This window comes from Micromonospora sp. WMMD730 (genome assembly GCF_049178955.1).
GTDB lineage: Bacteria > Actinomycetota > Actinomycetes > Mycobacteriales > Micromonosporaceae > Micromonospora > Micromonospora wenchangensis.
In genome coordinates this window covers 2,215,461-2,228,179 of record NZ_JBMHML010000002.1, presented here as the reverse complement: position 1 = coordinate 2,228,179, position 12,719 = coordinate 2,215,461, and the positions used below count along the sequence as shown (strand labels likewise).

11 protein-coding genes are annotated in these 12,719 nt (G+C 74.3%); 8 read left to right on the top strand and 3 right to left on the bottom strand.

The annotated features are described in order from the left end of the window. The first annotated feature begins 80 nt into the window (after positions 1–80). Together ACN265_RS09990 and ACN265_RS09985 are read left to right on the top strand one after the other, a co-directional pair. Entirely contained in the window at positions 81–1,406 is a 1,326-nt protein-coding gene (locus ACN265_RS09990; RefSeq protein WP_420117077.1) for an enolase C-terminal domain-like protein, read from the top strand. Then, a complete protein-coding gene (locus ACN265_RS09985) occupies positions 1,403–2,284 on the top strand; it encodes an amidohydrolase family protein (RefSeq protein WP_421407029.1) in 882 nt (293 codons plus the stop codon). The genes ACN265_RS09990 and ACN265_RS09985 overlap by 4 nt, the downstream gene beginning before the upstream one ends. 11 nt (positions 2,285–2,295) lie before the next feature. Here ACN265_RS09985 and ACN265_RS09980 read toward each other — a convergent pair whose 3' ends face one another. Further along, positions 2,296–2,991: a FadR/GntR family transcriptional regulator gene (locus ACN265_RS09980; RefSeq protein ID WP_204923403.1), complete on the bottom strand. Its 696-nt coding sequence runs from the start codon at positions 2,989–2,991 to the stop codon at positions 2,296–2,298. Positions 2,992–3,082: 91 nt separating this feature from the next. On the opposite strand from ACN265_RS09980, the gene ACN265_RS09975 reads away from it, so the two are divergent. The 6 genes from ACN265_RS09975 (at position 3,083) to ACN265_RS09950 (ending at position 9,296) form a co-directional block, all read left to right on the top strand. Next, a complete protein-coding gene (locus ACN265_RS09975; protein ID WP_420117079.1) occupies positions 3,083–3,496 on the top strand; it encodes an L-rhamnose mutarotase in 414 nt (137 codons plus the stop codon). After that, entirely contained in the window at positions 3,493–4,518 is a 1,026-nt protein-coding gene (locus ACN265_RS09970) for a zinc-dependent alcohol dehydrogenase (RefSeq protein WP_421407028.1), read from the top strand. Before ACN265_RS09975 ends, ACN265_RS09970 begins: the two co-directional genes overlap by 4 nt. Before the next feature lie 25 nt (positions 4,519–4,543). Next, complete coding sequence (locus tag ACN265_RS09965; protein WP_421407027.1) at positions 4,544–5,344, top strand: hypothetical protein; 801 nt, start codon at positions 4,544–4,546, stop codon at positions 5,342–5,344. Positions 5,345–5,495: 151 nt separating this feature from the next. Next, a complete protein-coding gene (locus ACN265_RS09960; protein WP_307826038.1) occupies positions 5,496–6,752 on the top strand; it encodes an ROK family transcriptional regulator in 1,257 nt (418 codons plus the stop codon). Positions 6,753–6,770: 18 nt separating this feature from the next. Further along, entirely contained in the window at positions 6,771–7,613 is an 843-nt protein-coding gene (locus ACN265_RS09955; protein ID WP_420119572.1) for a LacI family DNA-binding transcriptional regulator, read from the top strand. Positions 7,614–7,739: 126 nt separating this feature from the next. Further along, on the top strand, positions 7,740–9,296 hold the full coding sequence (locus tag ACN265_RS09950) for a cellulase family glycosylhydrolase (protein ID WP_421407026.1): 1,557 nt from the start codon (positions 7,740–7,742) through the stop codon (positions 9,294–9,296). Between the two features lie 106 nt (positions 9,297–9,402). On the opposite strand, the gene ACN265_RS09945 is transcribed toward ACN265_RS09950, so the two are convergent. Together ACN265_RS09945 and ACN265_RS09940 are read right to left on the bottom strand one after the other, a co-directional pair. Continuing rightward, a complete protein-coding gene (locus tag ACN265_RS09945; protein WP_421407025.1) occupies positions 9,403–11,184 on the bottom strand; it encodes a DUF1996 domain-containing protein in 1,782 nt (593 codons plus the stop codon). A gap of 216 nt (positions 11,185–11,400) precedes the next feature. Beyond that, positions 11,401–12,708 carry a hypothetical protein gene (locus tag ACN265_RS09940; protein WP_421411443.1) on the bottom strand — a complete coding sequence of 436 codons (1,308 nt, stop codon included), beginning with the start codon at positions 12,706–12,708 and terminating at the stop codon, positions 11,401–11,403. Positions 12,709–12,719 lie beyond the last annotated feature (11 nt).

The following is a 12,719-nucleotide window of genomic DNA, read 5'->3' as shown; positions in this document are numbered from 1 at the left end:
GCCCCCGCCGGCCCGACCCCACGCGACCCGCCCACGAGGCGGGCCGCCGACGCCCCCGATCCCCTCAACCAGGAGTTCCGTTGACTGAGCGCATCACCGCGGTGGACACGATCGACGTCCGCTTCCCCACCTCCGTGCACCGCGACGGGTCGGACGCGATGAATCCGTTCCCCGACTACTCGGCCGCCTACGTCGTCCTGCGGACGTCGGCGGGCGACGAGGGACACGGGCTGGTCTTCACCGTGGGACGCGGCACCGAGATCCAGGTCGCCGCCGTACGGTCGCTGGCCGCGATGGTCGTCGGCCAACCCGTCGACGAGCTGACCGCCGACCCCGGGGCGCTGGCGCGACGGCTCGTCGGCGACAGCCAGATCCGCTGGCTCGGCCCGGCCAAGGGGGTCGTGCACATGGCCGCCGGTGGCCTGGTCAACGCGGTGTGGGACCTCGCCGCCCGACGGGCCGGCAAGCCACTGTGGAAACTGCTGGCCGACCTCACCCCGGAACAGCTCGTCGCCCAGGTCGACTTCCGCTACCTGCGCGACGCCCTCACCGAGGACGAGGCGCTGGCCCTGTTGCGGCGGGCCGCCGACGGACGGGCCGAGCGGGAACAGCGGCTGCTGGCCGAGGGCTACCCCGCGTACACCACCACGCCCGGGTGGCTGGGCTACGACGACGAGAAGCTGGCCCGGCTCTGCGCGGAGGCCGTCCGCGACGGCTACCGGCTGATCAAACTCAAGGTCGGCGGTGACCTGGCCGACGACGTACGCCGGATGGGCATCGCCCGGCAGGCCGTCGGGCCGCAGGTCCGCCTCGCGGTCGACGCCAACCAGATCTGGGGCGTGCCCGAGGCGATCGGGTGGATGCGGGAGCTGGCCGCGTTCGACCCGTACTGGATCGAGGAGCCGACGTCGCCGGACGACGTCCTCGGGCACGCCGCCGTCCGCAAGGCGCTCAGCCCGATCCGGGTCGCCACCGGCGAGCACGTGCACAACGCGGTGGTGTTCAAGCAGCTACTCCAGGCCGATGCCGTCGACGTGGTGCAGATCGACGCCTGCCGGGTCGCCGGGGTCAACGAGAACCTGGCGATCCTGCTGCTCGCCGCGCGGTTCGGGGTGCCGGTCTGCCCGCACGCCGGCGGGGTGGGGCTGTGCGAACTGGTGCAGCACCTGGCGATGTTCGACTTCGTCGCGGTCAGCGGCAGCACCGAGGACCGGGCCATCGAGTACGTCGACCACCTGCACGACCACTTCGTCGACCCGGTGCGGGTCACCGGCGGGCGCTACCTGGCCCCCACCGCACCGGGCATGAGCGGGCAGATCCGGCCGGAGTCCCTGGCCGCGTACCGGTTCCCCGACGGCCCGCAGTGGGCCGACGCCGCCGCGACCCCGGACCCGGTGACGCCGTGATCATCGACGCGCACCACCACCTGTGGCGACCCGAACGCGGGTACACCTGGCTGGACGCGCCCGGGCTGGCGGCCATCCGGCGGCCGTTCACCCCGGCGGACCTGACCGCCGAACTCGCCGCCGCCGGGGTCACCGGCACCGTGCTGGTCGAGGGCGGGCGCTGCCATCGCGACGAGGCCGCCGAGTTCCTCGGCTACGCCGCCGACACCGCGCCGATCCTGGCGGTGGTGGCCTGGCTCGACGTCGCCGCCGACGACGTGCCCGCCACCGTGGCCCGCTACCGCCGGCTGCGCGGCGGCGGGTACCTGGCCGGGGTCCGCTCGCAGGTGCAGGGCGAGCCGGACCCGGACTACCTGGACCGGCCCGACGTGCGGCGCGGGCTCGCCGCGCTCGCCGACGCCGGGCTCGCGTTCGACCTGGTGATCCGCGCCGACCAGCTACCGGCGGCGGCGCGGGCGGCCCGCGCGGTGCCGGGGTTGCGGTTCGTCCTGGACCACCTGGGCAAGCCCCGCATCGCCGAGGGTGACGCGGGGCTGCGGAGCTGGCGCGGTCCGCTGGCCGCCCTCGCCGCCAACCCCAACGTCACCGCGAAGCTGTCCGGCCTGGTCACCGAGGCCGCCCCGACGTGGACACCGGACGACCTGCGGCCGTTCGTCGCGGTGGCCGTCGCCGAGTTCGGCGCGCAGCGGCTGATGTTCGGCTCGGACTGGCCGGTCTGCCTGCTGCGGTCGGACTACCCCGGGGTGCTGCGGGCGTTGACGGCGGCGCTGCCACCGCTGTCGGACCGGGAACACCGGGAGATCCTCGCCGGCACCGCCGTACGCACCTACGGCCTGGCCGACCGGGTCGGCGCGGCCCCTCCGGCGGGGCCCGCGTGAGGCCGGCCGGGTCAGGCGGCCCCCGCCTTGGCGGCCAGCACCGTGCGCAGCCACGCCTCGGAGGTGTTGACGTGCATCAACGCGCTCGCCTGGGCGAGCAGTTGGTCACGCGAGCGCAGCGCACGGTAGATCGCGTGGTGCTCGTCGATGGTGGTGTGCGCCGCGTTGCCCTCGATCAGCCCGCGCCACACCCGGGCCCGCAGGGTACGGCTGGACAGCCCGTCCAGCAGCGAGGTGAGGGTCTCGTTGCCGGTGGTGGCGACGACGGTGTGGTGGAACGCCGTGTCGAACCGGATCAGCTTCTCGGCGTCGTCGGCCGCCGCCCGCATCTCCTCCAGGATGCCGCCGAGGTCGTCGAGCTGGGCCTCGGTCATCCGCAGCGCCGCCAGTCCGGTGGCCATCGGTTCCAGCAGCCGGCGGACCTCCATGACCTCCAGCAGCGTGTCGTCGCGCAGCAGCTCCACCGCGACCCCCAGCCCCTCCAGCAGCAGCCGGGGGGCGAGGCTGGTGACGTACGTCCCGTCGCCCCGGCGCACGTCGAGCACCCGGGCCGACTCGAGGACCTTCACCGCCTCCCGGACCCCGCTGCGCGACAGGCCCATCTGCTCGGCGAGCTGCGGCTCGGGGGGCAGCCGGGCACCCGGCGGCAGCTCACCGCTCTGGACCATGCTCCGGATCTTGGCGATCGCGTCGTCGGTCAGTGCCATCACGTCCCCCTCCGGCAGGCCGGTCGCGCGTCGTCCCGGCCGCTGCGGCTGAGCCGACCGACGGCGACCCCCACCAATATAGAGACATCCGATGTTTTCCCCGACGGCGGCCGTCCCACGGCCCGCCGCCGTGGACCGGCGGTTGCCACCCGTACCGGAGGGGCGTGACGTGCAGCGCTACGGCTGGTTGATCCGGCTCCGACCGGAGCACCGCGAGACCTATCTGCGCCTGCACGCCGCCGTCTGGCCCGACGTCGAACGGACGCTGCGCGCGGCGAACATCCGCAACTACAGCATCTTCCTGCACGGCGACCTGCTCTTCGGCTACTACGAGTACGTCGGCGAGGACCACGACGCCGACCAGCGGCGCATCGCCGCCGACCCGCGCACGCAGGAGTGGTGGACGCTGACCGACCCGTGCCAGGAGTCGGTCGCCGAACCCGGCTCGGGGCACTGGTGGGCGCCGATGCGGGAGGTCTGGCACCTGTCCGAGGAGGAGTCGTGAACCACAGCGCGTACTACGTCGGCGACCGTACCTTCGTCGTCGAGCGGACCGCCGTCGTGCCGCCCGGCCCCGGCCAGGTGCGCATCGACGTCGCGTACACCGGGATCTGCGGCACCGACCTGCACGTGGCGCACGGCGCGATGGACCAGCGGGTCCGGGTGCCGGCGGTGATCGGCCACGAGATGTCCGGACGCATCGCCGAGGTGGGTCCCGGGGTGCGGGGGCACCGGGTGGGCGACCCGGTGACCGTGATGCCGCTGGACTGGTGCGGCGACTGCCCCGCCTGCCGGGCCGGCAACAGCCACATCTGTCACCGGCTCGTCTTCGTCGGCATCGACTCCCCCGGTGCGATGCAGCGTTCGTGGACGGTGCCCGCACGCATCGTGGTGCCGCTGCCGGCGGACCTGCCGCTGACCCACGCCGCGCTGATCGAGCCGACCGCCGTCGCCGTGCACGACGTTCGCCGGTCCCGGCTGACCGCCGGGGAACACGCGGTGGTCGTCGGCGCCGGGCCGGTCGGCCTGCTCATCGGGACGGTCGCCCGGGCCACCGGCGCCGAGGTGACGGTGCTCGAACCCGACCCGCGCCGGCGGGCCCTCGCCACCGAACTCGGGCTGCGTACCGTCGACCCGGAGACGGTCGACGTCGCCCGGCACGTGCACGAGACGACCGGTGGCGCCGGGGCGGCCGTGGCCTTCGAGGTGTCCGGGTCCGCCGCCGGGGTCCGCACCGCGACCGACCTGCTCGCCGCACGCGGCCGGCTGGTCGTCGTGGCGATCCATCCCACCCCCCGGGAGGTGGACCTGCACCGCGTCTTCTGGCGCGAACTGGAGTTGATCGGGGTGCGGGTGTACGAGCGGGAGGACTACACCGAGGCCGTCCGGCTGGTGCACGCCGGCCTGGTGCCCGCCGGGCGGCTGATCACCCGGGTCGTGCCGCTGCCCGAGGTGGCCGAGGCGTTCCGGGCGCTCGCCACCGGTGGCGAGGTGAAGATCCTCGTCGACTGTGGGGTCACGGGGTGAAACCCGGCCGTGTGATGATCGGCCGATGCGGGTGGTGCTGGCGACCGATGCGGGGCACCCCGGGCGGGCCAACGAGGATTTCGCCGGGGCGGTGCCGGCCGGCCTGGTGCTGGTCGACGGCGCGGGCGGTGTCCCCGGGGCCGGCGAGGTCTGCGGGCACGGCGTGGCCTGGTACGCCCGACGGCTCGGCGGCGCGCTGCTGGGCGGGCTGTCGACGGGCGGCAGCCTGCGGTCGGTGCTGGCCGAGGGCATCGGGCAGGTCACCGACGCGCACCGGGACACCTGCGACGTCACCCACCCGAGCAGCCCGCACGCGGCCGTGGCGGTGCTGCGGTGCGCCGGCGGGCTGGTCGAGCACCTGGTCCTCGGGGACGCGGTCGCGGTCATCGGCCGGGTGGCCGGCGGGCCGCTCGTCGCCCACGACCCTCGCGAGGTGGTGATCGCCCGGTCGTTCGAGCAGCGGCTGGTGGGCGTCGCCGAGGGCAGCGGTGAGCACCGGCGGTTGCTGGCCGAACTGCGGGGGCACCGCAACGCCCCGGGCGGTTTCTGGGTGGCCAAGGACGACCCACGGGTGGTCGACGAGGCGGTCACCGGCGACTGCCCGGCGGCCGGGGTGACGGCGGCGGCGCTGCTGAGCAACGGGGCGAGCCGGCTCGTGGACACCTTCGGGCTCACCGACTGGGCGGGTCTGCTGCGCCTGCTGGACACCGCCGGGCCGGGCGGGATCATCCGCCGGGTCCGGGCGGCCGAGGCCCGGCACGGGGTCGCCACCGACGACGCGACAGTCGTCGCGTGCCTCGGGACGGAACCGGCCGCCGACGGCTGAGCCACCCGGCCCGCCGTCCGGGGCGGGCCACCCGGACATGGCCGGTTCGACCACGATCCTTAGCCATCGGGATACTTGTATACTCTGGTCCGCCGACCTAACAGCCCCTGGCAGAGAAGCAGTGAGCGGACCAGCAGCGAGCAAACCCCAGGTGAGCAGCAGGTCGGTCGTTCTCGACGCGATCCGCGCGGCCGGCACGATCAGCCGGGTCGGCCTGATCCGGGCCACCGGTTTCACCGCGCCGACCATCTCCACCCTGGTCCGCAAGCTGATCAACGAGGACCTGGTGGTCGAGACCGGCCACGCGAAGTCGACAGGCGGCAAGCGGCGGGTCCTGCTCCAGCTCAACCACGCCTCCCGGTACGCCGTCGGCGTCCACCTGGACCACGGTGTCATCACGTACGCCCTGACCAACCTGGGTGGCACGGTGGTGGCCCGGATCTCCCGCCCGGGTGCCGGCGCGCAGGAGCCGGCGGTGGTGGTCGCCCGGATCGCCACCGAGATCGCCGCGCTGATCGACGGGGTCGGGGTGGAGCGGGACCGCATCCTCGGCGTCGGCCTGGTGTTCCCCGGGCCGGTCAACGCGACCCGGGGCATGGGTGGCCCGCCGGACGTGGGGCTCGCCCCCGCCATGCGGCAGTGGAACGGTTTCCCGCTGGGCGCGGCGCTGGAACAGGTGACGACCCTGCCGGTGGCGCTGGACAACGACGCGACCGCGGCGGCGCTGGGCGAGCACTGGACGGGCGGGTTCGGCACGGCGGCCTCGGCCGCCGCCCTCTACATGGGCACCGGCATCGGTGCCGGGCTGGTCATCAACGGCAGCACCTACCGGGGGCCGAGCGGCAACGTCGGCGAGCTGGGGCACGTGTGCGTGTCGGCCGACGGGCCCCGGTGCTGGTGCGGGGCGCGGGGCTGCGTGGAGGCGCTGGCCGGGCCGGCCGCGGTGGTCGCCGCCGCCCGGTCGGAGCCGGCGACGGCACGGGCGGTGGGGTTCACGCCCGGCGTCCGCCGGCCCTCGGTGGTCGCCGACTTCGCCGCGATCAGCCGGGCCGCGCGCCGGGGTGAGCCGCACGCGCTGGCGTTGCTGGAGCGGTCGGCCCGGCACGTCGGGGTGGCCGCCCGGACGCTGGCGAACCTGATGGACCTGGAGGTGCTCGTGCTGACCGGGCCGAGCCTGGCCACCGCCGGGTCGGTGTACCTGCCGATCGTCCGGCACGAACTGCGCGCCTGCTTCGCCCGGGGCACGCACACCGTCGACGTCCGGCTCTCCCGTTCCGCCGCGACGGCCTCGGCCGTCGGCGCGGCCGCCCTGGTCCTCGAATCCGAGCTGGTCCCGCCGGGGCACGGACCACGCCCGCCCGAGCAGGTGGCCGGTCAGCGGGTCCGGCTCACCGAATCGGCAGGCTGAGGGACCCGGGGGTACGCGATGGACGACACGTGGCGCACGAGCGCGGTGGGGCTGGTGCTGGCCCGGCCGCCCCGCCTGCTCGGCACCGAGCCGTTCTTCATGGAGTTCATCGCGGGCATCGAGGAGCGGCTCGCCGCGCACGGCCGGTCGGTGCTGCTGCACGTCGTCGCGCACCACGACGCCGAGATCGCCGCGTACCGCCGGTGGGCGCGGCAGCGGCTGGTCGACGCGGTCGTGCTGGTGAACCCGTCGGTCGACGACCGCCGGCCGGCGGTGCTGCGGGACCTGCGGCTGCCCGTGGTGGTCGCGGGTGAGCCCACCGACGACAACCCGGCGGTACGCCGCGACGACGCCGGTTCGATGCGGGCGGCCCTGGCGCACCTGGTGGCCCTGGGGCACCGGCGGGTGGCCCGGATCAGCGGGCCGGACGCGCTGCTGCACACCCGGACCCGTACGGCCGCGATGCTGACGGCGGCGGCGGAGTCGGCCGTGGACGCCGTGGTGGTGGCGGGTGACTACTCGGCGGAGTCGGGGGCGCGGTTGACCACCGGACTGCTGGACGGGCCCGAACCGCCCACCGCGATCATCTACGACAACGACCTGATGGCGGTGGCGGGCCTGCACGCGGTCACCGAGCGGGGTGACCGGGTCCCCCGGGACGTCAGCCTGATCGCCTGGGACGACTCCAGCCTGTGCCGGCTGGCGTCGCCCGCGCTGACCACGATGAGCCTCGACGTGCACTCGTTCGGCGAGTCGGTCGGTGAGGCGGTGCTGCGGCTGGTCGCCGGCGAGACGGTGCCGCAGCGCTGGTGTGCCACCGAGACGGTGGTCGCCCGGGGCACGACGGGCCCGCCCGGGTAGCGCGGGAAACGGTTCCACCTGGCTATCCGTCGAAACGGCATCGATACGCTTGACTTAGTAAGGCGAATAAAGAAAGCTCGCAGGCGCGCTCCCATCGACGCTCCCCTCTATGCCTAGGAGAGCTTCATGACACGTCGTCATGCCCTGCTGGCGGCGACAGCCGCCGGCACGCTGGTGGCCGCCAGCCTGACCGCGGCCACCCTGCCCGCCTCGGCCGCGGCCTCGGGCTGTGCGGTCACCTACACCGTGCAGAGCCAGTGGAACGGCGGGTTCAGCGGCAACGTCGCCATCACCAACCTCGGCTCGGCGGTGGCCGGCTGGACGCTGACGTTCGACTTCCCGGACACCGACCAGCGGGTCACCCAGGGCTGGAGCGCCACCTGGTCGCAGTCCGGTGCCCGGGTGTCGGCGGCCAGCCTGAGCTGGAACGGCGCGCTGAACACCGGCGCGTCCACCACGATCGGCTTCAACGGCGCGTGGAGCGGGACCAACCCCGTACCCACGTCGTTCGCGCTCAACGGGACGACCTGCACCGGCGTGGTCAGCCCGACGACACCCCCGCCCACGACGACGCCACCGCCGACCACCCCACCGCCCACCACGCCGCCACCCACCACTCCCCCGCCGACCACCCCGCCGCCGACCACCACCCCGCCGCCGAGCGGGGCCGCGCCGAGCCTGCGGGTGTCGGGCAACCGGCTGGTGACCGCCGCCGGGGCGACCTACCGCCTGCTCGGCGTCAACCGGGCCAGCGGCGAGTTCGCCTGCGTCCAGGGCAAGGGCATGTGGGACAGCGGCCCGGTCGACCAGGCCTCCGTCGACGCGATGAAGGCCTGGAACATCCGCGCGGTGCGCATCCCGCTCAACGAGGACTGCTGGCTCGGTCTGTCCGGGTCGCCCAGCGGCCCCGCCTACCAGCAGGCGGTCAAGGCGTACGTGAACCTGCTCGTCGCCAACGGGATCAACCCGATCCTCGACCTGCACTGGACCCACGGCCAGTACACCGGCAACATCTCGGCCTGCACCGACGTGAACGCCACCTGCCAGAAGCCGATGCCGAGCCGGCAGTACACGCCCCAGTTCTGGACCGGGGTCGCCACCGCGTTCAAGGGCAACGACGCGGTGCTGTTCGACCTGTTCAACGAGCCGTACCCGGACGCCGCCAACAACTGGTCGGACATGACGGCCGCGTGGCGCTGCCTGCGTGACGGCGGCACCTGCACCGGCATCGAGTACCCGGTGGCGGGCATGCAGAGCCTGGTCGACGCCGTCCGCGCCACCGGGGCCACCAACGTGCTGCTGGTCCCCGGTCTGACCTGGACCAACGACCTGACCCAGTGGCTGGCCTACAAGCCGACCGACCCGCGCAACAACATCGTCGCCTCCTGGCACTCGTACAACTTCAACGCCTGCGTCACCGAGACCTGCTGGGACACCCAGATCGCGCCGGTGGCCGCGCAGGTGCCGGTGCACGCCGGGGAGATCGGCCAGGACACCTGCGCCCACGACTACATCGACAGGTTGATGACCTGGCTGGACAGCAAGCGGCTGGGCTACACCGCGTGGACCTGGAACCCGTGGGGTTGCAGCGGCGGCAACGTGCTCATCGAGGACTACAACGGCACCCCGACCAAGAGCTACGGCGAGGGCTACCGGGCCCACCTGCTCTCCGTCACCCCGTAACCGACCCGACCGACCCACGCCGGTCCGGCCGGCCGGGGTCGGCGCGACACCACCGCCCTCGGCGTGGCGGTGGTGTCGCGCGGCCCCGTGCCGGGCGGCCCGGCGGTCAGGAGCAGTTCTTGCCCTTGTTGATGCAGGTGGCGATGCGCTGCATGGTCTGGGCGGAGTTGACGTTGACGAAGTCGTTGTGGTCGGAGAACGGGTTGTGGTTCTCCTCCGGGAACGAGTCGAGCGCGTACTGGCCCTTGAGCTGCACGTCCCGGGGGATGTCGTAGCCGACGGTGATCCTCAGCTGCGGGATCGCCCGGAAGCCCTGCGGGCAGGCACCGGTGGCCCGGTCGGCGAACGCGACGTGGTTGCGGTGGTTGTCGCTGTCGACGTTGCGGCCGTCCCAGCAGCCGGGGAAGTCGTGCACCCGCTGCACCTGGCTGCCGGCGGGGCAGATCGGGTACTTGTCGGAGAGCCGGTCGGCGAAGCCCGAGCAGGTCCAGGTGGCGCGGGCGTTGGCCGGGCCACGGCTGGTGGGCTTGGCGTCACCGGTGAGCGCCCGGAGGAACTTCGGCATCGGGACCACCTTGCTGGCGGGGTTGCCGCGGTACTCGATCAGCACCTGCGCCGGGCGGACGATGCCGCCGGTGTTGCCGGGCAGTTCCAGGTCGGGACCCTGGGGGTCGGGCAGCACGGCTGCGGTGGTGGGCGCGGCTGCTGTGGTGGGCGGGGCTGCGGTGGGCGTGCCGGTCGGGGCGGGGGCCTGGTCCAGGGTGCAGGTGGCGAACGCGTCGAGGCCCTGCGGGCGGGCGGCCTGCCGGCCGATCGCGATGGCGATCCGGTCGAGCACCGCGATCCGCTTGGCGCGCAGCGGGCCGAGGATGGCGTTGTCGACGAAGGCCGGGCCGCCCTGACCCCGGCTGGTGACGAGGCGTTCGTTGGCCTCGGAGAGCTGCCTGTCGAGTTCGTCGAGGTTGCGGTTCACCTCGGCGAGCGCCCCGGCCGGGACACCCGGCAGCTTGTCCCGCACCGTCGGGCACTGGATGCGCGGGTTGGCCGCCTGGGCCGCCGTGACGCTGGCGCGGTGGGCGGCGCCGGGCATCCGGGCGTGCATGTCGTCGTAGCTGACGTCGCACTCGACCAGCGAGACCAGGCCGGGCTGGTTGCCGCCGGCGGCGGTGACCGTGGTGCTGATCTGCCTGATCGTCGCGGCGCGGCGGGCCCGCAACGCGTCGGTGACCTCCCGGTTGAACGCGGCGTCGATGCGGCCCCGGCTGGCGGTCATCCGCTGGTTCGCGGCGGCCTGCTGGCGGTCCAGGTCGGCGAGCAGCCGGTCGACGGTGCCCCGGGCCCCGGTGGGGACGGCGCGCAGCCGCTTGCCGACCGAGGGGCAGACGACCATCGGCTGGGTCTGGGCGAGGGCCTGCCGCACCTGGTCGTCGTCGCGGACGCTCCGGTCGATGCGCACCACCGGCCAGAAGTAGGACGACTTGTCGCCGTTGCGGCAGGTGGTGCCGGAGGCGTCCAGGTCGGCGTTGGAGGAGTTCGCGGTGATCGCCAGGTTGCCGACGAAGTCGTGGACGTGTTCCGCGCCGTTGCGGATGCCGGGTTGGGCCACCGGGTTGTCCGGGCTGAACTTGCCGTTGCCGTTCGTGCCGCAGTCCACGGTGAACCGCCCGGTCGACGCGCCCGCCGCCGGCTGCGGGGCGCGCACGTTCGGCGGCACCTTCTCGATCGGCACGAACTGGTCCAGGCTGGTGGCGGCGTCCGCGGCGCCCCGGCCGCCACCGGAGACGAAGGTGGCGGTGAGCGCACCGGTGGCCGCCAGCACCAGCGCGGCCAGGGCGATCCGGGCCGGCCGGGTGTGGACCAGCGGGGTCCCGTCGGGTCTGCGGTTCATCGGAATTCTCCTCCAAGCCGGAAACCGGCTCCGGTGATGTGCTGTCTGCCGGGGGTACGGCCGGGCGGGTGGGCAACGGTCACCGTCGGCCGGGTACGTCATGGTTCGGTAAGAAGTACCGGCCCCGACCGGGCGCAGCCGGACGCGGCGACCGGGTGACGGGGTCACCGGCCGCCGCGTCTACCCGGCGTCGTCGAAAGGTGGGAGGGCGGTGGACTACCAGGTGGTCAGCAGCAGGTGGTTGACCGTGAGCGCGACCGCCGCCTGCACCACGAGCCAGCCGCGCCGGTCGGCCGCGGGGATCAGGGAGGCGCCGGCCGTCAGCCAGACGGTGAAGGGCAGCCAGATGCGTTCCACCTCGGCCTTGCTGTAACCGGACAGGTCCGCCGCGACGATCGCCGCCGTGGCGGCGAGCGGCAGCAGCCAGGCGGCGTGCTCCGCGGCCGGTCGCCACGCCGCGAGGGCCCGCCGGCCGGCCGGCACCGCCCGCCGCAGGATCACCGCCGCCACCGGGCCGGCGGCCACCACGACCAGCGCCAGGTCGGCCCAGACCCAGTAGCCGTACGCCCGGTCGGCGGCGACCCCCTGGTAGTAGCGTTCGACGACCAGGTGGTAGCCGGTGGGCCACCAGAACCCGGCGGCGGTGAACACGGCGACGACCGGCAGTGCCCCGACGAACGCCCACCCCACGGTGCGCCGGTGCCGGCCGGCCAGCACGACGACCGCCAGCGCGAGCGGAGCCATCAGCACCAGCCCGTACGACAGGTAGCAACCGGACGCCAACAGGGCCCCACCGGCGAGCGCCGCCACCGCACGCCCCCGGGTGAGGCCGTGGGCCAGCAGGGCGATCCCGGTGGCGGTCACCCCGGCGAACAGCCCGTCGGCCGACACCCCGGCCCAGACCGCCCCGGGGAACAGCACCACGAACGGCAGCACCGCACGGGCCGCCGCCTCGGTGCCGAGCAGCCGTACGGTGTGCGGCACGGCGACGGCGACGAGGCCCGCCACCAGGATGCACAGCGTCCCCGCCCACCCCCCGCCGGACAGCCCGACCCGGTCGAGCCCGACGAAGACGAGCAGCGCCCCCGGCGGGTGGCCGGAGACGTGGGTGGTCCAGGAGTCCGGTTGCCCGTCGAGGATCCGGCCGGCGAAGCCGGCCAGCATGGCGGGGACGTCGGTGACGCCGGGGACCTCGTGCAGGTATTCGTGGCGGGTGGTCAGCCGCCCGGCGACGCCACGGTGCCAGCCGTCGACCAGGGCCAGCGACAGCGTCCAGGCCACGGCGGTGAGGTAGCCGAGCGCCAGCAGCGGCCGCCAGGGCAGCCGGGTGGCCACCGCCGGCCCGTGCCAGCAGACCAGCGCGGCCACCAGCAGGGCCGCCGGGGTGCCGATGCCGAGGTGCGGCAGCCACTGTGCGAACAGCGGCGCGGCGCTGGCGTGCACCGGGTGGCCGAGCAGGTAGAGCACCCCGCCGGTGACGGCGGCCACCGCGAACAGGCCGACGGCGGCAGCGGCGGCGAGCACGTCGGCACGCG

Bases quoted from the DNA above. Each gene is read 5' to 3' on its own strand.
- ACN265_RS09955 (WP_420119572.1), top strand. From the start codon at position 6,771: ATGGACGACACGTGGCGCACGAGCGCGGTGGGGCTGGTGCTGGCCCGG.
- ACN265_RS09975 (WP_420117079.1), top strand. From the start codon at position 3,083: ATGTTTTCCCCGACGGCGGCCGTCCCACGGCCCGCCGCCGTGGACCGG.
- ACN265_RS09965 (WP_421407027.1), top strand. From the start codon at position 4,544: ATGCGGGTGGTGCTGGCGACCGATGCGGGGCACCCCGGGCGGGCCAAC.
- ACN265_RS09945 (WP_421407025.1), bottom strand. From the start codon at position 11,184: ATGAACCGCAGACCCGACGGGACCCCGCTGGTCCACACCCGGCCGGCC.
- ACN265_RS09950 (WP_421407026.1), top strand. From the start codon at position 7,740: ATGACACGTCGTCATGCCCTGCTGGCGGCGACAGCCGCCGGCACGCTG.
- ACN265_RS09980 (WP_204923403.1), bottom strand. From the start codon at position 2,991: ATGGCACTGACCGACGACGCGATCGCCAAGATCCGGAGCATGGTCCAG.